The organism is Amycolatopsis japonica (genome assembly GCF_000732925.1).
In the GTDB taxonomy this organism is placed as follows: Bacteria; Actinomycetota; Actinomycetes; order Mycobacteriales; family Pseudonocardiaceae; genus Amycolatopsis; species Amycolatopsis japonica.
In genome coordinates this window covers 4587436-4613125 of sequence record NZ_CP008953.1, presented here as the reverse complement: position 1 = coordinate 4613125, position 25690 = coordinate 4587436, and the positions used below count along the sequence as shown (strand labels likewise).

Sequence of the window (25690 nt, the reverse complement as noted above, 5' to 3'; positions counted from 1 at the left end):
CGGACCGTTTGGGTATCGTCGGACGGGCGGCCGCCCATGGCCGACGGGAGGAATGCCGCACCATGCCGCTTTTCGGACGGGAAGCCGAGCTGAAGGACCTGACCGAACTCGTCGACGGTCCTGCCGCGGGCTGCTGCGGCGTGCTCATCGAGGGCGAACCGGGCGTCGGGAAGTCCGCGCTCGTCGCGGAGGCCGTGGCCGCGGCGAGGCTCGGGGGCCTGCGGGTTCTGCGCGCGACCGGCGTCGAGGCCGAACGGAAGTTCGCGTACGCTGCGCTGCATCAGCTCCTCCATCCGGTCCGGGCGGGCGCCGACCTGCTGCCCGCGCCGCAGCGTTCCGCGCTGTGGGCGGTACTCGGGCTGGCCGAAGGGGCGGAGCCGAACGCGTACCTGGTCGGGCTCGCCGCGCTGACGCTGCTTTCGGAGGAGGCGGCGGCCAAGCCGTTGCTGATCGTCGCCGAAGACATCCACTGGATGGACCGCGAGAGCGCCGACGTGCTCGCGTTCGTGGCCAGGCGGATCGAGACGGAACCGATCGTCCTGATCGCGACCGTCCGGGATGGGGAGCCGTCGCCGCTGCGCGACGCGGGACTGTCCTCAATGGACCTGGACCGCCTTCCCGAAGAGGTGGCTGCCGAGCTGCTCGACTCCGTCGCCCCCGGGATCACCTCGCCGGTCCGTTCCCGGATCCTCGCCGAAGCCGGCGGCAATCCGCTGGCCCTGACCGAGTTGCCGTCGGCCGTCACCGACACCTCGGATCCCGTGCTGCCCCTGACCGAGCGGCTCGAGCGCACGTTCGGGGCCCGGTTCACCGCCCTGCCGGAACCGGCCCGCACGACCTTGCTGGTCGCCGCGCTCAACGAAACCGGCTCGCTCACCGACACCCTCGCGGCGGCGTCGACGCTGCTGGGTGAGGACGTCGAGCCGTCGGGGCTGGAAGCGGCCGCCGAAGCCCGGCTGATCGACCTCGAAGCCAGGACGGTGTCGTTCCGGCATCCGTTGATGCGTTCGGCCATTCCCGCTTCGGTGCCGGCCGAGGAACGGCGACGCGCGCACTTGAGCCTCGCCGAGATCTTCCGCGGACAGCCGGATCGCGCCGCCTGGCATTGGGCGGCGGCCGCGACCGGCGCCGACGAGAACGTGGCACGGGAACTGGAGAACGCCGCCGGCCGCGCGCGGCATCGCGGTGGTGTGACGGCCGCCGTCGCCGCGTTGGAGCAGGCGGCGTCGCTGAGCCTCGATCCGGAGCGCCGGGCGGACCGGTTGCTGCGCGCGGCCGAACTGGCCGTCGAATCGGGCGGACGTGAGACGGCGGAACGGCTCGTCCGCGACGCACGCGCGAGAGAGCTCACGTCACGGCAACGGGCGACGGCGAGCTGGCTGCTCAGCGGGTTCGAGGACGGCGCTCGCGAGGACCTTTCACGGATCGCGGAACTGGCGCGGCTGGCCGAGTCGATCGCCGAGGACGGGTACCCGGATCCGGCGATGCGCGTTCTGTGGGGTGCCGCCATGCGGTGTTTCTGGGCCGAACCCGGTGCGGACACGCGGCGGACGCTGCTGGCCGTCGCGGACCGCCTCCCGGTGGAGAACTCGGATCCGCGGCTGGTCGCTGTCGCCGCGTACGTGGCGCCGTTCGACCGGGCCGAAGCCGTGCTCGGCGAGCTGCGCGGACTCGCCGCCGCCACCGGTGCCGATCCCGAGGTCGACCGCTTTCTCGGCAGCGCGTCACTGCAGGTCGGCGCGGTCGATCTGGCCGCGCGGTTCTCCGCGGCCGCGGCTCCGGGGCTGCGGGCGCAAGGCAGGCTCGGGTTGCTGCCTCGCGCCTTGGCCGTCCAGGCGTGGAGCCGGGTCCGGCTCGGCGACCTCGCCGGGGCGGTGCCTGCCGCGGCGGAGGCGGCCAAATTCGCCAAGGAGACCGGGCAGCCGTTCATGTACGGGCTCGCCACCGCGGTCCAGGCCGAGATCGCCGCGCTGCGGGGTGAGCACAAACAGGCCAAGACGCTGGCCGACGAGGCCGAACGGACCGCGCTCGCCGCCGGTGCCCGGCCGGTACTGGCGACCGTGCGACTCGCCAGGGGGATCGCCGCGTCGAGCGAAGGCCGCTTCGACGACGCGTTCGCCGATCTACGGCGTCTCTTCGACCCCGCCGATCCCGCCTTCCAGCTCGCGCTGCGCGTCTACTTCGTCGCGGAACTCACCGAGGTCGCGGTCCGGGCGGGACAGGTCGAGGCGCTGCGCGAGATCGTCGCGGAGATGGAGCGGCTCGCCGTGACGACTCCCGCGCCCGCTTTGCACATCGGCCTGCGGTACGCCCGCGCCGTGCTCGACCCGAGCGACGAACTGTTCGAGACCGCGCTGGGGGCGGAGCTCGACGGCTGGCCGGCCGAACGCGGGCGGCTGCACCTGGCGTACGGCGAATGGCTGCGGCGGCAACGGCGCGCGGTGGACTCGCGGGCGCATCTGCGCACCGCGCGGGAGACGTTCGACGCGCTCGGCATGACCGCGTGGGCCGAGCGGGCGCGCCGTGAACTGCGGAGCGCGGGGGAGTCGAGTCCCAATCGCGGCCCCGACGCGCGGGAGAAGCTGACCCCGCACGAGCTGAGCATCGTGCAACTGGCCGCCGAAGGCCTGACGAACCGGGAGATCGGGCAGCGGCTCTACCTCTCGCACCGGACGGTCGGCACGCATCTGCACCGGATCTTCCCGAAGCTGGGGGTGAGTTCGCGGGCGGAGCTCAAGGGCGTCGTGTCATGAAAGGGTCGTTCAGGACGAAAAACGTCCTGAACGACCCTTTCATGACATCCGGGGACCGCGGCTCACGCGACGGTGGCGTCCAGCGTGACCTCGACGTTCCCGCGCGTCGCCTTGGAGTACGGGCACACCTGGTGCGCGCCCTGGACCAGTTCGTCGGCGGTGGCCTGGTCGATGCCGGTGGCCTCCAGATGCAGCGTGGCGCTCAGGTGGAACTCGCCCGCGTCGGTGTCGTGGTGCAGCGTCACCTCGGCGACGACCGCGAGGTCTTCCAGCTTCACCTTCTTGACGCCCGCGACGCGGCGGACGGCGCCGACGAAGCAGGACGCCCAGCCCGCGGCGAACAACTGCTCGGGGTTCGTGCCGTCGCCGGAGCCGCCGAAGGCCTTCGGGACGGCGAGGCCGACGTCGAGCACGCCGTCGTCGGAGGTCGCGCGGCCGCCGTTGCGGCCTTCCGCGGTCGAAGTGGCGACGGCGGTGTACGTGGTTTCAGACATGCCGCAACCGTAGGAATCCGGCACCGACCTCGGCGACCGTCGGATGACGTCATTCCTGTACGTCATGGTGGACGACGTACGCCGACGACGTCGTCCGACGGTCGCCGCCGCGGTCGGGACCCGCCTACCTTTCCGCTCATGTCCCCTCTGCCGCAGGAAGTCCGGTACCGCTTCACCGTGCTCGGCCCGCCGGGATTCACCAGTGGCGGCACCCGGCTGGACCTCGGCTCGCCCCAGCAGCAGGCGGTGCTGACGCTGCTGCTGGCCAACGCGGGCAGTTTCGTCCGGACCGGCGAGCTGATCGACGGGCTCTGGGGCGAGCGGGCGCCCGCGACCGGCGAGGCCGTCATCCGGACCTACATCTCCCGCCTCCGGCGGCTGCTCTCCTTGCAGGGACTGGGTTCGGCGATCGTCTCGCGCTCCGGCGGCTACCGGCTGGATCCGGATCGCTTCGAGGTGGACGCGGTCGAGTTCGCGGGGCTGATCGAAAGCGCGCGTCAAGCGCACACCGCGGAGACGGCGGCGAAACTGCTGGAGCGGGCGCTCGGGCTGTGGACCGGAACCGCGCTGGCCGGCGTCCCAGGCGAAGCGGCCGAACACGAGCGTGCGCGTCTGGAACGGCTGAAACTGACCGCAACCCAGGAACTGCTCAGGCTGCGCCTCGAACTGGGGGAGCACGACGAGGTGGTGGCCGAAGTGCCCGCGCTGATCGAGCGCAATCGGCTCGAAGAACCGCTGTACGAGATCTATCTCCTGGCCCTCCATCGGGGCGGGCGCCGCGCCGAGGCGCTGGAGCTCTATCGGGCGATCCACGACCTGTTCGACGCGGAACTCGGGGTCCGTCCGGGCCCGAAACTGCGGGCACTGCACGAGAAGGTGCTTCGTGCCGAGGACGAGCAGACACCCTCATTCCGCGAACCGGACCCGCTGTTCGTCGGACGTGCACGCGAACGTGCGGAATTCCGGCGGCTGCTCGCACGAGGCGGAGTGCTGTTCCTCACCGGCGCCCCCGGAATCGGGAAGTCGACCCTGCTCCGGAAGTTCGCCGACGACGCGGCGGCCTTGGGCAGACCCGTGCGGCTCTTCGACGGCCTCGACGATCCGGCGGCGGTCCTGCGACGCCTGCCCGGAGATGTCACGGTCGTGATCGCGGGCCGGACCGGCCCGGACGCCACCCTGCTGGTCGATCCGGCGTGGTCGGGCCGGATCACGATCCGGAAGCTCGAACCCTTGAGTGACAACGAGTCTGCTGCGCTGCTCGAAGCTCGCGGGGTCGACCCGAGTCTTCGGCAGTCCATTGTGGACTTCGCCGCGGGTAACCCGTTCGCGCTCTCCCTGTCCGCCGAAGTCAGCAGGTCACCGCGATCGGACGCGGCACGCTACGTGGTGGACACCGTCTACGCCCAGCTGGCCGGGGATCCGCCGACGGAGGCGCATCGCTGGGCGTTGTACGTGTGCGCGCAAGCGGAGCACACCACCGAAGACCTCCTCCGGTCCGTGCTGCCGGGAGGACGGTCTTCGGAGCTGTTCGACTGGCTCCGCGACCACCCCTGCGTCGAGGCCGCCACCCACGGCCTCGTCCTCGGCGGTGTGCTCCGCGAGGTGCTCGACAGGCACCTCCGGTGGCGTGACCCGGCGGGCCGCGCACGGATACGCGGCCGGATCAGCCGGGTCACGACCGGCCGGTGATCAGGTGCGCAGCCACACCGCCGTGTCCGTCGGGAGTTCTCCGTCGACCGGGCCGCTGACCAGGAGCACCTCGCGATGCGGCGGCAGCGGCACGGGCTTGTCCGAGAAGTTCAGCACGAAGGTGAAGCCAGGTTCCCGGGTGAACGCGAGCACGCCGTCGCCCAGCTCCAGCCATTCCAGTTCACCGGGGCCGAGCGCGGGAAGTTCGTCCCGCAGGCGCAACCCGGAGCGGTAGAGCCGGAGCATCGACGCCGGTTCGGCCGCCTGCGCCTCCGCCGTGTGGGAACGCCATTCCTCAGGCTGGGGCAGCCACGTCCCGCCCGTGCCGAAACCGAACGGCGGCGTGTCACCGGACCAGGGGAGCGGGACGCGGCAACCGTCACGGCCGGGGTCGGCGCCGTTCGTCCGGGCCCACACCGGATCCTGCCGGAGTTCGCCCGGGATGTCCTCGATCTCCCACAGGCCGAGCTCTTCCCCTTGGTAGACATAGAGACCACCGGGCAGCGCCATGGTCAGCAACGCCGCCGCCCGTGCCCGGCGGGTCCCGAGTTCGCGATCCACCGGGGTGCCGTGCAGCCGGTCCGCGAACGCGAAACCGGTGTCGCCCTCGCGGCCGTACCGCGTCACGTGCCGGGTGACGTCGTGGTTCGACAGCACCCACGCCGCGGGTGCGCCGACCTCCTCGTGCGCCGCCAGCGTCCGCCCGATGACATCTCTGAACCGGGCGAAATCCCAGGGGCACACCAGGAAATCGAAGTTGAACGCTGCGTGCAGTTCGTCGCGGCGCAGGTATCGCGCGGCGCGGGACATGTCCGGCAGCCACATCTCGCCGACCAGCACCCGGTCACCCGGGTAGCTGTCGGCGATCTTGCGCCACGACCGGTAGATCTCGTGCAGCCCCTCCTGATCGGAGAACGGCGTCTCGTCGCCCGGATCGACGTCGGGCAGCCGCGGGTCCTTCACCAGCCCGTCGGCGACGTCGATGCGGAACCCGTCGACCCCGCGGTCGAACCAGAACCGCAGCACGTCCTCGAAATCGGCGCGGATCTCCTGGTTGTCCCAGTTGAAATCGGGCTGGCGCGAACTGTACAGATGCAGGTACCACTCGCCGTCCGGGACCCGCGTCCAGGCGGAGCCGCCGAAACGCGACTTCCAGTTGTTCGGCGGCTCCGAGCCGTCCGGCCCGCGGCCCGGCCGGAACCAGAACCGTTGCCGCTCCGGCGATCCCGGCTCGGCGGCGAGTGCTTCGGCGAACCAGCGGTGCTCGTCGGAGCAGTGGTTCGGCACGATGTCGATGATCACGCGGATCCCCCTGGCATGGGCCGCGGCGATGAGTTCCTCCGCTTCGGCGAGGGTGCCGAAAAGCGGGTCGATCTCCCGGAAGTCGGCGACGTCGTAGCCGCCGTCGTCCATCGGCGACGGATACCACGGGGTGAACCAGATCGCGTCGATCCCCAGTTCGGCCAGGTAGTCCAGCCGCGCGCGGACACCGGCGAGATCGCCGACGCCGTCACCGTTCCCGTCCGCGAAACTGCGGAGGTAGACCTGGTAGATCGCCGCGCTCCGCCACCATCCGGCGGACTGCCCTGATGCGGTCACGAAATACCCTCCCAATCGTTTGTGGAAACCCCGAATGCGGCGAGAGTCAGCCTTTGAGACTGCCGGCGGTGAGCCCGGCGAGGATATGCCGCTGGAACGCCAGGAACAGCGCCACCATCGGCAGGCTGGCCAGGACCATGCCCGCGACGAGCACGTTCAGCGGCATGTCGATGGCCACGCGCTGCAGCATCACCGACAGCGTCTGCTTTTCGGTGTCCGGGAACACCAGCAGCGGCCAGATGAAATCCTTCCACGCGGCCACCACCGCGAGGATCGAGACCACGGCCAGGATCGGCCGGGAGATCGGCAGGATGATGCGCCACAGCGTGCGCACCGGTCCGGCGCCGTCGAGGCGCGCGGCCTCGATCAGCTCGTCCGGGATCTGGTCGAAGAACCGTTTCAGCAGATAGATGTTGAACGCGTTCGCGGCGGCGGGGAGCCAGACCGCCGCCGGTGAGTTGATCAGGTTGATGTCCAGCAACGGCAGGTCGGTGATCGTCACGTAGGTCGGTACGAGCAGGGCCGCGGCGGGGAGCATCAACGTCGCGAGCATCAGCCCGAGCACGACGTTGCCGAACTTCGGCCGCAGCTTCGACAACGCGAACGCCGCGGGAACGTCGATGGCCAGCTGGGCCAGCCAGGCGCCCCCGGCGACGATCACGGTGTTGAGGAAGTACTTGCCGAGGCTCAGCTGGTCCCACGCGTCGGCGAAGGTCTCCGGATGCCACTCGTTCGGGATGAACGTCGCCGGCGTCTGCGCCAGCTCCTGGGGTGACTTCATCGCGCCGGTCACGGCCCAGTACAGCGGGAACAGGAACGCGATGACGAACAGGAGCAGCGTGCAGGCGAAGATCACGGCGTACCCGATCTTGCCGCCGGGGCTGCGAAGCGTGCTGGGGGAGACGAGCGTCCTCATGACTCATCCGCCTTCCGGGTCAGGCGCACGTACAACGCGGAGAACACCCCGAGCGCGACGAACAACAGCAGGCTCAACGCGCTGGCCGAGCCGAAGTCGTTGTAGACGAAGGCATAGCGGTACAGCAGCAGGAGCACGGTGACGGTGGAGTCGTCGGGCCCGCCGCCGGTCATCACGTACGGCTCGGTGAACACCTGCATGGTCGCGACCACCTGCAGCAGCAGGAGCACCAGCAAGACGAACCTCGTCTGCGGCAGGGTGACGTGGATCAGGCGCTTCCACAGTCCCGCGCCGTCCAGCTCAGCGGCTTCGTAGAGTTCACCGGGGATGGTGCCGAGCGCGGCGAGATAGATCAGCGTGGTGCTGCCCATGTTCGCCCACGTCGACACGAACACCAGCGACAGCATCGACGTGTCGCTCGAGTCCAGCCATTGGCCGCCGGGCAGGCCGACGGCGCCGAGCGCGGAGTTGAACAGGCCGGCGCCCGGGTCGTAGAACCACTTCCACATCAGGGCGGTGACCACCGGCGGCAGCATCACCGGCAGGTACACCGCGAGCCGGAAGAACGCTTTGGCGTGCCGCAGTTCGTTGAGCAGCACCGCGGTCAGGAACGGCACCACGAACCCGAAGACCAGTGCGAGCCCGGTGAACAACAGCGTGTTGCGCCAGGCGACGCCGAACAGCGGGTCTTCGAACAGGCGGGTGAAGTTGTCGAAGCCGACCCACGTCGGCGGGTTGACGAAGTCGACCTGCTGGAAGCTCAGCAGCACCCCGCGCACGATCGGATACCACGAGAACAGGGCGAACACCACGAGCGCGGCGCACAGCAGGCCGTACGCGGTGACGTTCTCCTTGAGCTTGCGGCGTATCCGGTTCCGGCGGCGTTCGGCCGCCGAGGCGACCGGCCGACCGGCCCGCGACGACGTTGTCGCGGGCCAGTCGAGGACGCTACTTGACCTGGGCGAGGACACTGTTGACCTTCGACTCCGCGGACGACAGCTGCTGAGCGATATCCGCGTTCCGATCGGTGAGCACCGCCTGCATCACACTGTCGAGGATGGCGTAGACCTGCTGCGCGTTCGGCGGTTCGATGCTGCCCTTGATCCGCGAACTCGCGTCCACATAGGACTGGTAGTTTTCGGCGGGAACGTTGGCGTGCTTGGCCTTCACCGCGAGCTGCTGATCACGCACGGCGCCCTGCCAGACGTCCGGGGTCGGCTCGGCGGGCAGCCCGACCGGCTGCTTGCCGTCGACGTACTGCTGGACGTGCTTCTCGAAACGTTCCGGGTTGAGGTACTTCCAGCGGACCCATTCCAGGCCCGCCTTGATCTTCTCCGGCGAGGCCTTGGGGTTGATCATGTAGCCCTCGCCGCCGAGCAGCGTGCCCTGCCCGCCCGGCATGCCCGCGACGCCGTAGTCCTCGTACTTGCCGTTGAACTGCTTGACCAGCACCGGGACGTTGTCCGGGGCGGCCATGTACATGCCGAGCTGGCCGGCGCCCATCATGCGCTGGACGTCCTGCGCTTCGAGCAACTGCTTGCTGCCCATGGTGTCGTCTTCCCACCGCATGGCGCGCAACTGGTTCAGGGCGGCCTTGGCCTTGTCGTTGTTGAAAGCGGCGACCCATTTCTCGCCGTCCTTGCGGGCGACCTCGCTGCCCATGGAGTAGAGCCAGCCGGTCAGATGCCAGCCGCCCTGGTTGTTCTTGCTGTAGTCGGCGTATCCGACGGTGCCGTTGCCCAGCGCGGCGATCTTCTTCGCGGCCGCGCGGACCTCGTCCCAGGTCTGCGGCGGTTTGTTCGGATCGAGCCCGGCCTTCTGGAACAGCGGACGGCTGTAGAGCAGGCCCATGCTGTAGTTCATCGTCGGGAGGCCGTAGAGCTTGCCGTCGGCATCCCGGAAGTTGTCCAGTAATTCCGGTTTGATGTCGCCGAAGTTCTTCAAGCCCTTGGCCGCTTCGGTGATGTCGGCGGCCTGGCGGCGCGCGATGATCTGCGCCGGGTCGGTGAAGTAGACGTAGTAGACGTCTTCGAGCTGCCCACCGGCGAGTTTGGCGGAGAACGTCTTCGGGTCCATGAACCCTTCGTGCGGCTCGATGTCGATGTCCGGGTGGCTCTCCTCGAACTCCTTGACGTCGGCGTCGAACACGCCGCGCTCGAACGGCTGGCTGGTCGGGGGCTGCCCGGTCACGGTGATCTTGACCTTGCCCCCGGTGCTTTCACCGGAGCCGGAACCGCAGGCGGCCGCGCCCAGGGTGAGTCCGCCCGCAAGGAACAGGCAGAACATCCGGCGGCGCACGGCAGGGGACCAAGTGCTGCTCATCTTCAAGCCTCATCTCGGGATCGCGACGGCTGTCACGTGATTGCGGTCACTCTAAAGTGAAGCCCCGGATTAACGCAATAACTGGATGAGAACTTGCAACTTTGCGACAGACGCAGTCGCGGGGTGCCCCAAGTACGTGAAGGCCCCCTTCCTTGCGCTAGGCGCAAGGAAGGGGGCCTTCATGTACTTCATCGAACATGCGTGCTTGAAGCCGTAACTCGCGTGCTTGGAGGCGTAACACTCAGATCCGTCCCGAAGCACGCGTGATACGGCTCCAGGCACGCGTGATACGGCTTCCGGCACACGGGGTCCGGCCTGGGGCGAAGGACGCTTTCCCCGCATCGCACGAGCGGAAAGCGTCCTTCGCCCCGTGTCCGTCTCGGGTGGCCTTCGTCGGGGTGGCTAAACGCGGCGCGCGGTGGAGCCCCGGACGACGAGTTCGGGCGCGAACAGGAGTTCCTCGGCCGCGACCTCGCCGCCGTTTATGCGCTTGACCAGCAGTTCCACCACGGCGCGGCCCATCGCCTCGATCGGCTGCCGGGTGGTGGTGAGCGGCGGATCGGTGCAGTTCATCAGGGCGGAATCGTCGTAGCCGACCACCGAGACGTCTTCGGGGACGGAGAGCCCTTGCCGCCGGGCCGCGCGGATCGCGCCCAGTGCCAGGAGGTCGCTCGCGCACAGGACGGCGGTCGCGCCGCGCGGGTACAGCCGGGCCGCGGCCGCGTGCCCGCCTTCGATGGAGAACATGCCGTGTTCGACGAGTTCGTCCAGCACCGGAAGACCGAGTTTCGCCGCGTAGGCGCGGAAGGCCTCGAGTTTGCGCTGGGACGGGACGTGGTCGGTCGGGCCGAGGACGAGGCCGATCTTCTCGTGGCCGAGCGAGCTCAGATGCCCGACGACCTGTTCGACGGCGACCGCGTCGTCGCACGAGATCTGCGGCAGCCCGAGGTGGTCGACGGCGGCGTTGATCAGCACCGTCGGCAGGCGGCGCTCGGCGAGATGGTGGTAGTGGGAATGCACCGCGTCGGCCTGGGCGTAGAGCCCGCCGGCGAACACGACCCCGGACACCTGCTGCTGCAACAGCAGTTCGACGTACTCCGCTTCGGAGACGCCGCCCGCGGTGCGAGTGCACAGCACGGGGGTGAAACCCTGCTGGGCCAGCGCGTTGCCCATGATCTCGGCGAGCGCGGGGAAGATGGGGTTCTGCAGTTCGGGAAGGACCAGTCCGACCAGGCGGGCGCGATCCCCGCGCAGCTGGGTCGGCCGTTCGTAGCCCATCACGTCCAGCGCGGTGAGGACGGCGGCCCGGGTGCTCGCGGAGACCCCTGATCGACCGTTGAGCACCCGGCTGACCGTGGCTTCACTGACCCCGACCTTGCGGGCGACTTCGGCAAGACGACGCGTCATGGCTGAAACATTACCGCAAGCGAGCGCAAGAACTAGACACTCTTGATCGGTGCGGTTGCCCGGAAGTCACGCGAGGAAGGAACGAGGGCGGCGGCCGCCGGAGCGGCGAAGCAGACGACCGCGCACGCCGCCAGCACCGGCGCGGCTCCGAACCGGTCGATCGCGGGCGCGATGAACGCGAGCCCGGCGGGCGCGAGGCCGTAGGAGAACAGGAAGTCCAAAGAGGACACCCGGGCGAGCTTCCCCGGCTCGACCTCCCGCTGGGTCGCGGTGAACCAGGGGACGTTGAACAGTTCGATGCCCAGCCCGGCGACGGCGTAGGCGGCGATGACGAAGGCCGGGTGCACCGGGAACAGCAGGCTCAGCGGCGCGAAGCCGTAGCAGCCGAGCCCCGCCAGCGCCGTCCAGCCTTGCCGCTTCGGGCGCCAGCGCGCGATGACGACCGCGCCCGCGAGCGCGCCGAGGGTGTACGCGGTGAGTCCGGCGGCCAAGACCGTTTCGCTGTCATAGCGGTCACGGCTGACCAGCGGCAGCACCACACCCGTGGCGGAATAGCCGGTCGCGACGACGGCGGTCAGCGCGCCGAGCCCGGCGAGGAACCACGGGTGGCGGCGGGCTTCACGGAGTCCATCGGCGAACTCGCCGAAGAAGCGGGTCCCGGCGGCGGCCGGGGCGGGCGTGAAGGTGCCTCGCGGCGGGATCAGCGCCGCGCCGAGCCACAGCACTCCGGTCCCGATCACCAGGGCCGACGTCGAGGCGAACTGGGAGAGCAGGGCGGTGAGCCCCGGCGCGACCAAGGTCGTGACCCGGACGGCGAGGGTCATCGCGGCGTTGGCCTGCTGACGCCGGTCTTCGGCGATCACCTCGGCCGTGAGCGCCTGGAACGCCGGACGGCACGCGCCCTGCCCGACGCCGACGACGGCCGCCGCGGTGGCCATCAGTAGGACTGACCGGCCCATCCCGGTGGCGATCAGCGGAGTGGCGAGACCGGCGATCAGGCCCGCCCAGAGCACGACCCCGCGACGGGAATGCCGGTCGGCCAAGACGCCCGCCACCGGGACCGCCACGAGGAATCCCGCCGTCCGAGCGGCGAGCACGATGCCGAGGTCCACAGCCGAAAGCGATCGTTCGAGCACCGCGAGTCCGAGGATGAACGGCAGGGCCCAGGTCGCCAGCCCGGAGGCGGTGTTCCCGGTCCAGAGCCGGAGGAACGACAGGCTGCGAAGCACCGGGCCGACGATATCAAGGAGAGACAACGGGCCCGTTCGCGCTCTACTCTGCCTCCCGTGCGCACGCCGACCCCGACCCGAGGCCCGGCCAGGCGCCTCCGCGGCGGGGCCGTGGGGGTCCTGACCGGCACTTTGGCGACCGGTGCCCACGTCGGGACCAGCGGCCGCGTCCCGGATCTCGGTGTCGTGGTGCTGCTCGTCGCCCTGCTGAGCTGGGTGGCGTACGCGTTCGCTGGACGCCGCCGCGGCCCGCTGGCCATCCTCGGCCTGGTGGCGGGCGGGCAGCTGGCGATGCACGCCTGCCTGACCTTCCTGACCTGGCAGTCGCACGCCCACCACGCCGAAGCCCCGGGCAACGGCCTGTCCATGGCGGCCGGGCACGCCGCCGCGACCCTCGTGGTGGCGATGGTGCTCGCGGGCGCCGAGCACGTCATGTACGCGCTCACGACGCTCATCGCTTCGGTTCTTCCCCGGCGGTTGACCCCGCGGCCGGCGACGGCGCCGCTGCGGATCCACGTCCCGCTCGCGGTGGAGTTCCCCGCGACCGAGGCGCTCCTGCGAGACGTGCTTTCGCGGCGCGGCCCGCCGGTGACGTCCGCCTGATCCCCGAAACCCTGCCGAGACCCGTGTCGCGGCAGGGCTGAGGGTCTGTTGGTGAACCCGCGTCCGCGATCGACGTCGGCAGGGCGCCGCCTGGTCATCCACCTCACGGACGTGGACAAGGCGCCCTGCCACCGCGATAGCGGGGCCTTCGGCCGGGCGGGTTCACGCGTCTGGTCACTTTCCGGATGAATCTCAGCTCCGCCAACAGGCTCTCAGCACGCGTGCCGTGAGCATCCCGGCGCGCGGCGCAGGCGCACGCCTCCCCATCGACGCCTCAGGAGTTCCCCCATGGCAACGCGAATCGAATCGACCACGAGCCCGCCGCGCGCGACCGGCTGGCGCGGGCTGTTCCTCCGCTTCCACTTCTACGCCGGCGTTCTCGTCGGACCGTTCATCCTCATCGCCGCGCTCAGCGGCGTTCTCTACGCGGCGACGCCGCAGATGGAGTCCTGGATCTACTCCGACCAGCTCCGCGCTCCCGTCGGGCTGAGCCAGGCTTCACTCGCCGACCAGGTCAAGGCGGCGCAGGCGGCCCACCCCGGCGGCGACCTGGTCGCCGTCCGGCCCGCTCCCGAGCCGGGCGACACGACTCGGGTCCTGTTCGCCGAGGAAGGACTCGGCGAATCCGAACGGCGGGCGGTGTTCGTCGATCCGGCCACCGCGCAGGTGCGCGGCGACCTCGTCGCGTACGGCTCGAGCGGCGCCTTGCCGTTCCGGACCACGCTCGACCAGTTGCACCGCAACCTGCTCCTCGGCGAGCCGGGACGGCTCTACAGCGAACTCGCCGCGTCCTGGCTGTGGGCGGTCGCGCTCGGCGGCCTCGTGCTGTGGATGAGCCGCCGTCGTGCCCGCCGGGCCGAGAAGGCCGAATCCGCGCGCGGGAAGTCGGTGCGCCGTCACGGATCCGTCGGCCTGTGGGTGCTGCTCGGCGCGTTGTTCCTCTCCGCGACAGGGCTGACGTGGTCGGCGTACGCGGGGGAGAACGTCTCCGCGTTGCGTGAATCCCTCGGCTGGGCCACCCCGGCGTTGAAGGTGACCGGCGGCGACGAACATGCCGGGCACGCCGGGCACGGCGAAGCCCCCGCCGCGCCGGCACCCGCGAAACCCGAGAGCGTGGACGCGATGCTGGCCTCCGCCCGCGCCGCCGGGATCGACGCCGCCTCGGTGGAGATCGGGCTGCCCACGAAACCCGGCGCTCCTTGGCAGGTGGCGGAAATCGAGCGCGGCTGGCCGACGCAGGTCGACGCCGTCGCGGTCGACGGGACCACCGGGCAGATCCTGGGTGAGGTGCGCTTCGCCGACTACCCCCTGATGGCGAAGCTCGCCCGCTGGGGGATCGACGCGCATATGGGCGTCCTGTTCGGCTGGCCCAACCAGATCGTGCTGCTCCTGCTCGGCGCCGGTCTGGTCACGCTGGTCGTGCTCGGCTACCGGATGTGGTGGCAGCGCAGGCCGACCCGGGCCACCGGGCTGACCTTCGGACGGCCCATCCCGCGCGGTCAATGGCGCAAGGCGCCGCCGTGGCTGCCGGTGGGTCTTCTCGTCCTGGCCGCCGCGATCGGCTGGTTCGTGCCGCTGCTCGGGATCAGCCTGCTCGCGTTCCTGGTGGTAGACCTGCTGCTGGGCCTGCGATCCCGAGGCAAGTCCACACCGGACTCGACCGACGTCACGGTGTGAGTTCCGCGCTCGCCGCCCACAACCGGGCGGCGAGCGCGGTGTCGGCGAGCTTCCCGCGGACCGGCTCCCGCCTCGGCTCACCACGCAGACCGAACACGCGGGGGCCGAACATCTCACCGCCACGCACGGCGGGATCGAGTACCGCGCGTACCGCGGGCCAAGCTCCGGCTTCCTTGCCCTGCAACAGAAGCCCGGCCGGGAACTTCCGCCCATCGGCCTCGGGGTGAACCGGCCTCGGCGGCGTGAGGGAATCAAGCGCACCGCCGGGATGGTCGACGACGCTCAGGACCGAGCTCCCGGCCGCGCGCAGCCGCCTGTCGAGCTCGAAGGCGAACAGCATCTGCGCCAGCTTCGAGCGCGCATAAGTGCGTTTGGGCTGGTAGTCCCGCTTGCTCTGGAGGTCGTCCAGGTCGAGGTCCGCGGACTTGCCCACGAAGCTGCCCGTGGTGACGACGCGGCCTGCCTCCGCCGCTTCGAGCAGGGGCATCAACCGGTGTACCAGCACGAAATGCCCGAGATGGTTGGTGGCGAAGGTCAGTTCCAGGCCGTCGGACGTCTCCTGCCTGGGCTGATCCTCCAGGAGTACGCCCGCGTTGCAGACGACGGCGTCGAGCCGGTCGACCCCCAGAGTGTCCACTGAGGACTTGAGGGACGGGAGGTCGGAGAGATCCAGCCGCAGGTGCCCGAGATTCGCGTCCGGCACGAGGGAACGGATCGACGCCATCGCCGTCTCCGCCTTCGCGGTGTCCCGGCTGCCGAGGAGCACGGTGGCGCCGGTGCCGGCGAGCTGTTCGGCGACGAAATAGCCGATCCCCGCGTTGCCACCGGTGACCAGGAAGGTCTTGCCGTCGGCACGCGGCAGGTGGTGGACGTCCCAATGGCTCACGGCGCTCTCCTCAAAGTCGAAGTCACTCCGAACATACACTCGCTTCGAATTCGGAGTGACTTCGATGTATGGTGAAGGCATGGGAGCGACCGAGCCGGGCAGACGTGAACGCAAGAAGGCGGCGACACGCCAGGCCTTGTCGGGGGCTGCGCGAGACCTGTTCCTGGAACGGGGTTTCGACAACGTCACCGTCGCGGAGATCGCCGACGCCGCGGACACGGCGGTGTCCACGCTGTTCGCGCACTTCCCGGGCGGCAAGGAGGCGCTGGTCCTCGGCCACGGCCACGAACGCGAAGCGGCCTTGGCCGCCGCGGTGCGTGACCGGGCCGAGGGCACGTCGATCCTTCAGGCGCTGCAGGACTTCCTCGCGACGCGTGGCCCGTTCGATCCGGATCCCGATCCGCTGGCGCGGCGGGTCGCGGATCTGGTGGTGGCGACCCCGGCGTTGCGCGCCTACGCCAGGACGCTGTGGACGGGCTGCGAGGACGCACTCACGAAGGTCATCGCCGAAGCGTCGGGACAGGACGATTTCTCCGTGCGGCTGCTGGCGCGCTATGTCCTGGAGGTCCCGGACCTGGCCGGGGTCGAGGCGGATCCCGCCGCCGCGCTGGACGCCGCGTTCGTGTTCTTGCGGCGGGGCTGGCCGGGGTTCTGACCGTCCGTGCCGAGGTCCTCTGTCGGCACGTCGTGCGTTTCGCGTGCGGTGAGCGCGGCCGCGGCGCTGAGAAGGCATACGGCGGCGGTGAAGACGGCGACGCCGAGCCAGTCGTCCTTCCCCGAGCCGATCGCGGCCACCACGCTCGGGGCGAACCCGGCGATGGCGAACCCGATCTGCGTGCCGATCGCCATCCCCGAAAGCCGGACCTTGGCGCTGAACATCTCACCGTAGAACGACGGCCACACCCCGTTGACGGCACTGTAGGCGACGCCGAAAAGCAGGATCCCGACGGTGAAGATCAGCGGATACGAACCGTCCGAAATGGACCACAGGTACGGGAAGATCAGCGCCGCGCAGGCGAGGCAGCCCGCGATGAACACCGGTTTGCGGCCGACCCGGTCGGAAAGCCCTGCCAGGAACGGGATCGCGAGCAGCGCGACGACGTTTGCCAGTACTCCGACCCACAAAATCGGTCCGCGGTCCAGCCCGATCGTGTTGACCGCGTAGCTCAGCGCGTACACGGTGAAGATCGTGCTGACCGAGGCGATGGTGGCCGCGACGACGACGCGGAGCACGTCCTTCCAGTGCGTCCGGAACAGCACGGCGACCGGCAGTTTGGCGACGTCGGACCGGTTCTGTTCGAACACGGGGGTTTCGTCGATCTTGCGGCGGATCACGAACCCGACGACCACGACGGCGGCGCTGCACCAGAACGGGATCCGCCAGCCCCAGGTGAGCAACTGGTCCTGGGGGAGCGCGGCGATCGGCAGGAAGACCGCGGTGGCGAGGATCTGCCCGGCCTGAGTGCCGCTGAGGGTGAAGCTCGTGTAGTAGCCGCGCCGGTGGGACGGCGCGTGTTCCAGCGACATCGAGTTGGCGCCCGCCTGTTCGCCGGCGGCCGAAAGTCCTTGCAGCAGACGGAGGATCACCAGCAGGACCGGCGCGAGCACACCGACTGAGGCATACGTCGGCAGGCAGCCGACCAGGAACGTCGTGGCGCCCATCAGCACCAGCGTGAACACCAGGACCTTCTTGCGGCCGAGCCGGTCTCCGACGTGCCCGAGCACGAACGCGCCGACCGGGCGGGCGAGGTAGCCGACGCCGAAGGTCGCCAGCGCGAGCAGCGTGCCGGTGGCGGGGGAGGAGGCGGGGAAGAAGACCTTGTTGAACACCAGTGCGGCGGCGGTTCCGTAGATGAAGAAGTCGTAGTACTCCAAGGCGCTGCCGATCCAGGCGGCCGATGCGGCCTTGCGGGGCATGCCTTGCGTGACAGGGGAGGGAGAGGCCACGTCGACGCTCCAAGGGGCGAAATCAGCAATGTACGATCTAGTTAGTTAATACAGCCTGCGAGACGGTGCCCCGGTTGTCAAGAGCCGGGATTTCAGGCGGTCAGGTACTCGATCACCAGGTCGCCCAGCATCAGGCGATAGTGGGCGCGGCGGGCCGGGTCGAGCATGTCCCGCCCGAAGATCGCGGAGAAGGTGTGCCGGTTCGCGAGGCGGAACACGCAGAACGAGCTGATCACCATGTGCACGTCGAGCGCGTCAACGTCCTCGCGGAACCGGCCGGCCTCGCGGCCGCGGTCGAGGATGCGGGAGAGCACGTCGAGGGCCGGGTTCGCCATGCCGGACAAGGCTTCCGAGCGCGCGATGTGCTCGCCGTGGTGGATGTTCTCGATGCTCACGAGGCGGATGAAGTCCGGGTTCGCCTCGTGGTGGTCGAAGGTGAGCTCGGCGAGCTGGCGGATCGCGTCCTCGGGTTCGAGGTGGTCGACGTCCAGATCCTGTTCGAGCGCGCGGATGGTCGCGTACGCCCGCTCGAGCGCGGCGACGTAGAGCTGCTCCTTGCCGCCGAAGTAGTAGTAGATCATCCGCTTCGTGGTGCTCGTGCGGGCGGCGATCTCGTCCACTCTCGCGCCGGCGTAGCCCTTGTCGGCGAACTCCCTGGTGGCCACCGCGAGGATTTCGGCGCGGGTGCGTTCCTTGTCGCGCTGGCGCTCGACCTCGGACGACGGTGCGGCCACCTGACTCCCTCCGAACCGCTGGTGGAAGGCCTCACTCTAGCGCAGCCCTTCTCGTGCCGACCGGTCCGCGCTACAGTGAACTCACTAGTTCGTACATTAACGGAGGATCTTGGTGAGCGGCTACCTCATCGGCCTGGTCGGCACCGGTATCGGGCCGTCGCTGAGCCCGGCGCTGCACGAACGGGAAGCCGACGAACTCGGGTTGCGCTATCTCTACCGGCGCCTCGACCTCGACGTGCTGAGGCTCCCGATCGGTGAGGTGCTGGCAGCGGCCCGGACCGCGGGCTTCGACGGTCTCAACATCACGCATCCGGTGAAACAACAGGTGTTGCCGTATCTCGACGACGTGGCGCCCGACGCCGCGGCACTCGGCGCGGTGAACACGGTGGTGTTCCGCGAAGGGCTCGCGACCGGGCACAACACGGACGCGACCGGTTTCGCCCGCAACCTCACCCGAGGGCTGCCGGACGCCGACATGGACACCGTCGTCCTCCTCGGCGCGGGCGGGGCGGGCGCGGCGGTGGCGCATGCACTGCTCTCCCTGGGAACCGGACGGCTGATCGTGCACGACGTCGACGCCACGCGGGCCGGAACGCTGGTCTCCGCGCTGCGACGGCGTTTCGGTGACGACAGGGCCCTTTCCGGTTCCCTCGACGACGTCCGGGGTGCCGACGGCCTCGTCCACGCCACGCCGACCGGGATGGCCGCGTACCCGGGCTCGCCGGTTCCCGCCGAGTCGCTGCGCGAGGGGATGTGGGTGGCCGACATCGTGTACCGGCCGCTGGAGACCACGCTGCTCAAGCAGGCGCGCGAACGGGGCTGCCGGACGCTGCACGGCGGCGGGATGGTGGTGTTCCAGGCGGCGGACTCGTTCCGCCTGTTCACCGGCGCGGAGCCGGACGCCGACCGGATGCTCCGGCATTTCGAAGCACTGGAAGGAAAACCCGCCCATGCCCGGTGACACCGCCATCGCGACCGTCTGCCTTTCCGGCACGCTCGAGGACAAACTCGCCGCGGCCGCCGCGGCGGGTTTCCACGGTGTCGAGATCTTCGAGAACGACCTGATCGCGTCGAGGAGGTCGCCGTCGGAGATCCGGCGGCTCTGCGCGGATCTCGGGCTGACGATCGACCTCTACCAGCCGTTCCGCGATTTCGAGGCGGTGCCGCCGGACCTGCTCCGGGCGAACCTCCGCCGGGCGCGACGGAAGTTCGACCTCATGGCCGAACTCGGGGCGGACACCGTCCTGGTCTGCTCGTCGGTCTCGCCGGACGCCGTCGACGACGACGAGCTCGCCGCCGCGCAGCTTCGGGAACTGGCCGAACTGGCGGGGGAACGCGGGATCCGTGTCGCCTACGAAGCACTCGCGTGGGGCCGGTTCGTGAACACCTACGAGCACGCGTGGCGCATCGTGCGGCGGGCCGATCACCCGGCCTTGGGAGTGTGTCTCGACAGCTTCCACATCCTGTCGCGGCGCAGCGATCCCCGCGCGATCCGGACGATCCCGGGGGAGAAGATCTTCTTCCTGCAACTGGCCGACGCGCCATTGCTGGACATGGACGTGCTGCACTGGAGCAGGCATCACCGGCTCTTCCCGGGGCAGGGCGCGTTCGATCTGACCGCGTTCACCGGGCACGTGGTGGCGGCCGGTTATCTAGGGCCGCTTTCACTGGAGGTCTTCAACGACGTCTTCCGGCAGGCGGACCCGCGGCCCGCGGCGGTCGACGCCATGCGATCGCTGGTGGCCTTGCGTGAATCCGTCGGCGTTCTTGAGCTTCCCGAGGCTCCTCGGCTGGACGGCCACGCCTTCGCGGAACTCGCCGTGCCGGGAACGGTGCTCGCAGACCTCGGCTTCGCCCACGTCGGAACGCATCGCTCGAAGCCGGTTCAGCTGTGGCAACAGGGATCGGCGCGGTTGCTGGTGAACGAAGCCGCCGAGGACGGCACGATCAGCGCACTCGGCCTGATCAGCGCGAATCCGGCCGGATCGGCGCGGCGCGCGGAGTCCTTGCTCGCTCCCGTGCTGCCCCGCGAGCACGGCCCCGGCGAGGCGGATCTGTCCGCCGTCGCCGCGCCGGACGGCACCGAGATCTTCTTCTGCGGCGGCGATGGATGGCTTCAGGACTTCGTTCCGACCAGGGCGGTGCAGTCCGGGGCGGGGATCACCGGCATCGACCACGTCGCCTTGACCCAGCCTTTCGACCATTTCGACGAGGCGACGCTGTTCTATCGTTCGGTGCTGGGCTTGCGGCCCGACCCGGTGTCCGAGTTCGCGGCTCCGTTCGGGCTCGTGCGCAGCCGGGCGGTCGGCGATCGGGACGTCCGCTTGACGCTCGACAGCGCCTTGGTGAGGCGAGGGGAGTGGGCGCCGGGAGTGCCGTCGCCGCAACACGTCGCGCTCACTTGCGATGACGCTCTTGCGGTCGCGCGTGCCCTGCGGGAGGCCGGTGCGCCGCTGCTGGAGATCCCCGGGAACTACTACGACGACCTCGAAGCGCGGTTCGATCTGCCCTTCGCCGCGCGGCTGCGGGAGAACTCGGTGCTGTACGACCGTGACGAGGACGGCGAATTCCTGCACTTCTGCACCGAACTGGTCGGCTCCCGGGTCTTTTTCGAGGTGGTGCAACGGATCGGCGGCTACCGCGGCTACGGGGTCGTCAACACGCCGGTGTACATGACCGCCCATCGTGAGCGGCGGCTCAGTCTGGCCGGTGTTGAATGAGGTGGTGACCAGCGATTTCGCCCCGCCCGCCGACCTGGCCGACCGCGTCGGCCGGATGTGGCGGCGCAGCGGGGAACTGCCGCCCGCGCTGCCGCAGCCGTATGTGGACCTGTTGGTGTTCGCGGACGGTTCCCTGTGGTTGACCGGCCCGGAAACGGAAGCCAGGACCGGGAAGCTGGCCGAGCCGTTGACGGGCTTGCGGTTGCGGCCGGGGACGTGTGCCTCGGTGCTGGGGATCGCCGCGGACGAGGTGCCCTTGGCCGGGATGCCGCTCCCCGGTTCCGGTCTCGTCGCCGCGTTCCGGGCCTTGCGGGCACCGGCCCGCCCGGCTGACCCGGCGGTCGCTCAGATGCTCCAGGCCGTACGCGAGACGCCCGGGGCGCCGGTGTCCGATCACGCGGCCGCGGCCGGGCTGTCCGAGCGACAGCTGCGGCGACGGTTTTCGGTGGCCGTGGGGCTGAGCCCCAAGGCGTACGCACGGGTGGTGCGGTTGCACCGCGCGATGGCGCTGGCGCGGTCGTCTCCGGCGCCGGACTGGGCGGAGATCGCCGTCCGCAGCGGGTTCTACGACCAGCCGCATATGCTCGCGGAGTTCCGGCGCGCGGTCGGGTCGTCGTGTGTCCGTTTCTTCCAAGCGGCGTCAGCGGACGGATAGCACCCTCTGGGGGTATGTCCGTCGAGGAGATCTTCGCTTTCCACGCCCAAGAAGTGGGTCCGGTGCGGTACGCCGAGTCGTTCGGCGCCTGGGTGGTGACCCGGTATTCCGAAGTGGACAGAGTGCTCACCGACCACACGGTGTTCTCGTCCGACGAGCTGCGCCACAGCGTCGGGCCGGTCCCGCACGGCTCGAATCCGTTGGTGCGCGGCCTTCAGGCGATGGATCCGCCCCGCCATCACGCGCTGCGCCGGATCGTCAGCCAGGTCTTCACGCCCCGGGCCGTGGCGTCACTGGAACCGGGGATCACGGCGCGGGTCGACGCGCTGCTCGCCTCGGCCGGGGCGGATTTCGACCTGGTCGGGGAGCTGGCCTACCCGTTGTCGGTGCACACGATCGCGGGCCTGCTCGGCGTACGACCGTCGCGGTGGCCGGATTTCGTCCGCTGGACCGAGGCGATCACGTCGTTCTTCGGCACTTTCACCGCGGACGAGTCGCGTCAGGCCGCCTTCCACGAGGCGATCTCCGAACTGGGGGACTACTTCCGCGAAGAGTTCGCGCGCCCGACCGGCATCATCGCGACCCTCCTGGCGTCGGATCTCACCGAGGACGAGCTGATCGATTTCTGCGCGTTGCTGCTGATCAACGGCCACGAAACGACCAAGACCCTGCTCGTGAACGCCGTTCTTTGCCTCGCGTCCCGGCCGAAGCCCGCCGACCTGCGGCCCGCCGTCGAGGAGGTCCTGCGCTACCTGCCGCCCACGGGCGGGACGGACCGGTTCGTCACCCGGCCGACCGTCCTCGGCGGCCGGGAACTCCGTCCGGGCCAGAGGGTCGTCGCGATGATCTCGGCGGCGAACCGTGATCCCGCGGTCTTCGCGGACCCGCATACCTTCGACCCGGGCCGGATGCCCAACCCTCACCTGTCCTTCGGCCACGGCGTCCACTTCTGCCTGGGTGCCCATCTCGCCAGGATGGAGGTCCGGATCGCCCTCGCGGCCCTGCTGGACCGTTCCTGGTCGATCACGGACCTGGACACCCGTCGCACCCCGGTCGGCATCGACGTCCTGGAGGTCTCTCTGGCGTCAGCGGCCGAGGCGGATCGCCGAGACGAGGAAGAAGATCCCGCCGAGTACGGCGTATCCGGCCAGATTGACCAGTGAGGCGTCCGGCTGCGCGGCTTGCAGGACGAAGGCGGTGCCGGCGAGGGTGGAGATGGCGCCGCTGGCGATCATCGCCCATTGGCCGCCCAGTTTGCGGCGGCCGAGGCCGACGGCGAGCTGGACGAGGCCCGACACGATCGCCCAGGCACCCCAGACGCGCAGCACCGCCGGGATACCGGACGCGGCGGCGAACGCGAGACCGATCCCGGCGAGCGCGCTGATCGCGATGTTCACATACAGCCCCGGCGCGTCCTTTGACGAGCGAAGGTCGATGACGGCGGCGGCGACGTCGAACAGCGGGTACAGCACGAGCAGTGCGACGCTGACCGGCCCGAGCTTCGACGCACTCGTGAACAGCAGGCCCGCCCACACGAGGGCGAAGCCGAAACGAACGAAGTACAAGCGCCGGAGGCTGGCGGTTTGGCTGCTCACAGGAGCTCCTAGATGAGGTGAGGAGAACGTTCGGTCTACCGCGACTCTGGCAGTGATGTACGGCGCGGTCAAGACCGAACGTTCTATCCCGTAAGATGACCGTAATGGTTAAAGGTCAAGCGTCCGAAGCGCGCACAAGGCTGCTCACCACGGCGACCAGGCTCTTCTACGCGGAGGGCATCCACTCCGTGGGCATCGACCGGATCGTGGCCGAAGCGAAGGTGACCCGCGCGACCCTGTACCGGCATTTCCCGGGCAAGGACGATCTGATCGTCTACTACCTGCAGGAAGCCGACCAGGCGATCCGTGGGCAGATCGAGGCCATCGTCGCCCGGGGGGCGGCGGCGCCGGACACGCTGCGGGCGATCGCCGCCGACATCACGGAGGGCATCCGGTCACCCGGCTTCCGCGGCTGCGCCTTCCTCAACGCCGCGTCGGAGTATCCGGACCCGGCCCATCCCGTGCACAAAGCCGTCCTCGCCCATCGGCACTGGTTCGCGGGCGTGATCACCGGCGTGCTGGCCCACTTGGGGAGCGCGCGGGCCGAGGTCGCGGCCCGGCGCTTCGTCCTGCTGCGGGACGGCGCGATGGCCACGGGCTGTCTGACCGACTCCGCGCCGATCTGCGAAACCTTCCTTGAGGGAGTCGACGACCTGTTGCGGCTTCACGTCACGTCGTGAGTGGCATCGACGGCGCGGGTGAGTGACCGGGGTGAACGTCAGCTCGGCGGCTGCTGCTCTGTCGGCGGCTGCTGCGCTTGAGGGTTGGGCTGCGGCTGAGCCTGCGGGGCGTAACCCGGCTGCGCCACCGGGTAGCCCGGCTGGGGCGCCATCGGGTAGTTGGCAGGCGGCGCGAAGCCCTGCTGCTGCCGGGAAGGACGGCCGCTCTTGACGACCGCGATCGCGACCAGCAGCCAGGAGAGCAGTGAGGCGGTGTCGAACACGATGGCGACCGCCAGGTAGATCGTGCGGATGCCGTCGACGGACAGGCCGCCGGACTCGACCCAGTCCGACACGCTCAACGACAGGAACTGCCACACGATGGCCAACACCGTCGTGACGAGCATGACCGCGAAAGCGGCCACCATCAGACCGGAGACTCCCCGGGCGCGTCCCTTGACCGAGACGATCAGGCCGAGTAGGCCGACCGCGAGTTGCAGTACCAGGGGGATGGTCTCGATACTCGCGAACGTTAAGGGTGACATGCCTGCCTTCCACAGCTCTCCGCCGGAGATCGGGACGTCCGGCCACGCGGGGGCGATCCTATGCGGTGGCAACGCCTCGTGTGGTCAGAATCCGATGGGCAGTCCCGCGTAGTTCTCCGCGAGCCCGGCGCGGCCCGCTTCGCTCCGTGCCAGCCACTGCAGCTGCGAAAGCTGCAACTGCCGGTCGAATGGATCGTCCGAACGGTGCAGCATCGTCGTCATCCACCACGAGAAATGCGTACACCGCCAGACCCGGCGCAGCGCGGTGTCGGAGTAGGCGTCGGCGAGGGTGAAGTCCTTGTCCCGCACCAAAGCGGCGAGCGCGGGGGCGAGGAGGGCGACGTCGGCGACGGCGAGGTTGAGCCCCTTGGCGCCGGTGGGCGGCACGATGTGGGCGGCGTCGCCGGCGAGGAAGAGACGGCCGTGCCGCATGGGCTGCTGCACGAAACTGCGCATCGGCAGCACACTCTTGTCGGTGATCGGTCCCGGCGTGAGCGTCCAGCCGTCCTGGCCGTGGCCGAGCCGGGTCGCGAGTGCCTCCCAGATCCGCTCGTCGGACCAGTCGCCGATGTCGGTGCCGTTGGGCACCTGCAGGTACAGCCTGCTGACGGTGGCCGAGCGCATCGAGTGCATGGCGAAACCGTCGGGATGCCAGGCGTAGATGAGCTCGTCGGTCGACGGGGCGACGTCGGCGAGGACGCCGAGCCACGAGTAGGGATAGGTGCGCTCCCAAGTCTGCTTCGCGGCGTCGGGGATCGCGGTGCGGCAAGGCCCGAACGAGCCGTCGCAGCCGACGACGACGTCGGCGTCGAGCCGCTGCTGTACGCCGTCGGCGTCGGTGAACGTGACGTACGGCCGGTCGGTCTCGATGTCGTGTACGGCGGTGCCGGTGACCTCGTAGTGGATTTGTTGCCCGGCCGCCTCACGCGCCTTGCCGAGGTCCTTCGTCACCTCGGTCTGGCCGTACACGGTGACGCTTCGCCCGACCAGGTCCACGAAGTCGAGATGGTGCCGTTCCTCCGGCCACTGCAGGTAGATCCCACGGTGCTCGTCGCCCTCCCGGTCCAGCCGGTCGCCGAGACCGGTCTCGCGAAGGAGGTCCACTGTGGACTGTTCGAGGATGCCCGCCCGGATCCGCGCCTCGACGTACTCGCGCGAGCGGGTCTCCACGAGCACCGATTCGACCCCCGCCAGATCGAGCAGATGCGACAGGAGGAGTCCGGCCGGGCCGGCGCCGACGATGGCGACTGGGGTACGCAT

The 25690-nt window shown here is 69.7% G+C and carries 23 protein-coding genes; 10 read left to right on the top strand and 13 right to left on the bottom strand.

Annotation, left to right across the window (positions count from 1 at the left end):
* Positions 1-62: 62 nt before the first annotated feature.
* A complete protein-coding gene (locus AJAP_RS21385; RefSeq protein ID WP_038514561.1) occupies positions 63-2753 on the top strand; it encodes a helix-turn-helix transcriptional regulator in 2691 nt (896 codons plus the stop codon).
* Positions 2754-2815: 62 nt separating this feature from the next.
* On the opposite strand, the gene AJAP_RS21380 is transcribed toward AJAP_RS21385, so the two are convergent.
* Entirely contained in the window at positions 2816-3247 is a 432-nt protein-coding gene (locus AJAP_RS21380; protein ID WP_038523557.1) for an organic hydroperoxide resistance protein, read from the bottom strand.
* Between the two features lie 138 nt (positions 3248-3385).
* On the opposite strand from AJAP_RS21380, the gene AJAP_RS21375 reads away from it, so the two are divergent.
* On the top strand, positions 3386-4936 hold the full coding sequence (locus tag AJAP_RS21375) for a BTAD domain-containing putative transcriptional regulator (RefSeq protein ID WP_038514558.1): 1551 nt from the start codon (positions 3386-3388) through the stop codon (positions 4934-4936).
* Here AJAP_RS21375 and AJAP_RS21370 read toward each other — a convergent pair whose 3' ends face one another.
* From AJAP_RS21370 to AJAP_RS21345, 6 genes are all read right to left on the bottom strand, one after another.
* Positions 4937-6535: a glycoside hydrolase family 13 protein gene (locus AJAP_RS21370; RefSeq protein WP_038514557.1), complete on the bottom strand. Its 1599-nt coding sequence runs from the start codon at positions 6533-6535 to the stop codon at positions 4937-4939. It lies immediately after the preceding gene.
* A gap of 46 nt (positions 6536-6581) precedes the next feature.
* Positions 6582-7451: a carbohydrate ABC transporter permease gene (locus tag AJAP_RS21365; protein ID WP_038514554.1), complete on the bottom strand. Its 870-nt coding sequence runs from the start codon at positions 7449-7451 to the stop codon at positions 6582-6584.
* Complete coding sequence (locus AJAP_RS21360) at positions 7448-8422, bottom strand: carbohydrate ABC transporter permease (RefSeq protein ID WP_038514552.1); 975 nt, start codon at positions 8420-8422, stop codon at positions 7448-7450. Before AJAP_RS21360 ends, AJAP_RS21365 begins: the two co-directional genes overlap by 4 nt.
* The gene (locus AJAP_RS21355; protein WP_038514549.1) at positions 8400-9773 is read right to left on the bottom strand and encodes an ABC transporter substrate-binding protein; all 1374 of its coding nucleotides are present in this window, start codon (positions 9771-9773) and stop codon (positions 8400-8402) included. Before AJAP_RS21355 ends, AJAP_RS21360 begins: the two co-directional genes overlap by 23 nt.
* A gap of 402 nt (positions 9774-10175) precedes the next feature.
* Positions 10176-11180: a LacI family DNA-binding transcriptional regulator gene (locus tag AJAP_RS21350; RefSeq protein ID WP_038514546.1), complete on the bottom strand. Its 1005-nt coding sequence runs from the start codon at positions 11178-11180 to the stop codon at positions 10176-10178.
* A 32-nt stretch (positions 11181-11212) separates the two neighbouring features.
* The gene (locus AJAP_RS21345) at positions 11213-12409 is read right to left on the bottom strand and encodes an MFS transporter (RefSeq protein WP_084098269.1); all 1197 of its coding nucleotides are present in this window, start codon (positions 12407-12409) and stop codon (positions 11213-11215) included.
* A 57-nt stretch (positions 12410-12466) separates the two neighbouring features.
* On the opposite strand from AJAP_RS21345, the gene AJAP_RS21340 reads away from it, so the two are divergent.
* Entirely contained in the window at positions 12467-13012 is a 546-nt protein-coding gene (locus AJAP_RS21340) for a hypothetical protein (protein WP_228694535.1), read from the top strand.
* Between the two features lie 288 nt (positions 13013-13300).
* The gene (locus AJAP_RS21335) at positions 13301-14689 is read left to right on the top strand and encodes a PepSY-associated TM helix domain-containing protein (RefSeq protein WP_038514538.1); all 1389 of its coding nucleotides are present in this window, start codon (positions 13301-13303) and stop codon (positions 14687-14689) included.
* On the opposite strand, the gene AJAP_RS21330 is transcribed toward AJAP_RS21335, so the two are convergent.
* A complete protein-coding gene (locus AJAP_RS21330) occupies positions 14679-15575 on the bottom strand; it encodes an SDR family NAD(P)-dependent oxidoreductase (protein WP_038514536.1) in 897 nt (298 codons plus the stop codon). The two genes, AJAP_RS21335 and AJAP_RS21330, sit on opposite strands and share 11 nt — an antisense overlap.
* Before the next feature lie 79 nt (positions 15576-15654).
* Between AJAP_RS21330 and AJAP_RS21325 the strand changes: the two genes are divergently transcribed.
* Positions 15655-16230, top strand: coding sequence for a TetR/AcrR family transcriptional regulator (locus AJAP_RS21325; protein WP_038514533.1), 576 nt, complete (start codon positions 15655-15657; stop codon positions 16228-16230).
* Here the strand turns inward: AJAP_RS21325 and AJAP_RS21320 are convergent.
* On the bottom strand, positions 16128-17492 hold the full coding sequence (locus AJAP_RS21320; protein ID WP_038514530.1) for an MFS transporter: 1365 nt from the start codon (positions 17490-17492) through the stop codon (positions 16128-16130). The two genes, AJAP_RS21325 and AJAP_RS21320, sit on opposite strands and share 103 nt — an antisense overlap.
* Before the next feature lie 122 nt (positions 17493-17614).
* Positions 17615-18256, bottom strand: coding sequence for a TetR/AcrR family transcriptional regulator (locus AJAP_RS21315; protein ID WP_016333863.1), 642 nt, complete (start codon positions 18254-18256; stop codon positions 17615-17617).
* 112 nt (positions 18257-18368) lie between these two features.
* On the opposite strand from AJAP_RS21315, the gene AJAP_RS21310 reads away from it, so the two are divergent.
* Genes AJAP_RS21310 through AJAP_RS21295 form a run of 4 tightly spaced genes read left to right on the top strand, consistent with a single transcriptional unit; the run spans position 18369 to position 22794 of the window.
* Entirely contained in the window at positions 18369-19217 is an 849-nt protein-coding gene (locus tag AJAP_RS21310; protein ID WP_038514527.1) for a shikimate dehydrogenase, read from the top strand.
* The gene (locus AJAP_RS21305; RefSeq protein ID WP_038514524.1) at positions 19207-20976 is read left to right on the top strand and encodes a bifunctional sugar phosphate isomerase/epimerase/4-hydroxyphenylpyruvate dioxygenase family protein; all 1770 of its coding nucleotides are present in this window, start codon (positions 19207-19209) and stop codon (positions 20974-20976) included. The genes AJAP_RS21310 and AJAP_RS21305 overlap by 11 nt, the downstream gene beginning before the upstream one ends.
* A 4-nt stretch (positions 20977-20980) precedes the next feature.
* Entirely contained in the window at positions 20981-21631 is a 651-nt protein-coding gene (locus AJAP_RS21300; protein WP_148311539.1) for a helix-turn-helix domain-containing protein, read from the top strand.
* A 14-nt stretch (positions 21632-21645) separates the two neighbouring features.
* The gene (locus AJAP_RS21295; RefSeq protein WP_051972540.1) at positions 21646-22794 is read left to right on the top strand and encodes a cytochrome P450; all 1149 of its coding nucleotides are present in this window, start codon (positions 21646-21648) and stop codon (positions 22792-22794) included.
* On the opposite strand, the gene AJAP_RS21290 is transcribed toward AJAP_RS21295, so the two are convergent.
* Positions 22717-23226 carry a hypothetical protein gene (locus AJAP_RS21290; RefSeq protein ID WP_038514518.1) on the bottom strand — a complete coding sequence of 170 codons (510 nt, stop codon included), beginning with the start codon at positions 23224-23226 and terminating at the stop codon, positions 22717-22719. The two genes, AJAP_RS21295 and AJAP_RS21290, sit on opposite strands and share 78 nt — an antisense overlap.
* Before the next feature lie 104 nt (positions 23227-23330).
* On the opposite strand from AJAP_RS21290, the gene AJAP_RS21285 reads away from it, so the two are divergent.
* Entirely contained in the window at positions 23331-23906 is a 576-nt protein-coding gene (locus AJAP_RS21285; RefSeq protein ID WP_038514514.1) for a TetR/AcrR family transcriptional regulator, read from the top strand.
* A gap of 38 nt (positions 23907-23944) precedes the next feature.
* Here AJAP_RS21285 and AJAP_RS21280 read toward each other — a convergent pair whose 3' ends face one another.
* A complete protein-coding gene (locus AJAP_RS21280; RefSeq protein WP_038514513.1) occupies positions 23945-24430 on the bottom strand; it encodes a hypothetical protein in 486 nt (161 codons plus the stop codon).
* Between the two features lie 84 nt (positions 24431-24514).
* The gene (locus tag AJAP_RS21275; RefSeq protein WP_038514510.1) at positions 24515-25690 is read right to left on the bottom strand and encodes a 4-hydroxybenzoate 3-monooxygenase; all 1176 of its coding nucleotides are present in this window, start codon (positions 25688-25690) and stop codon (positions 24515-24517) included.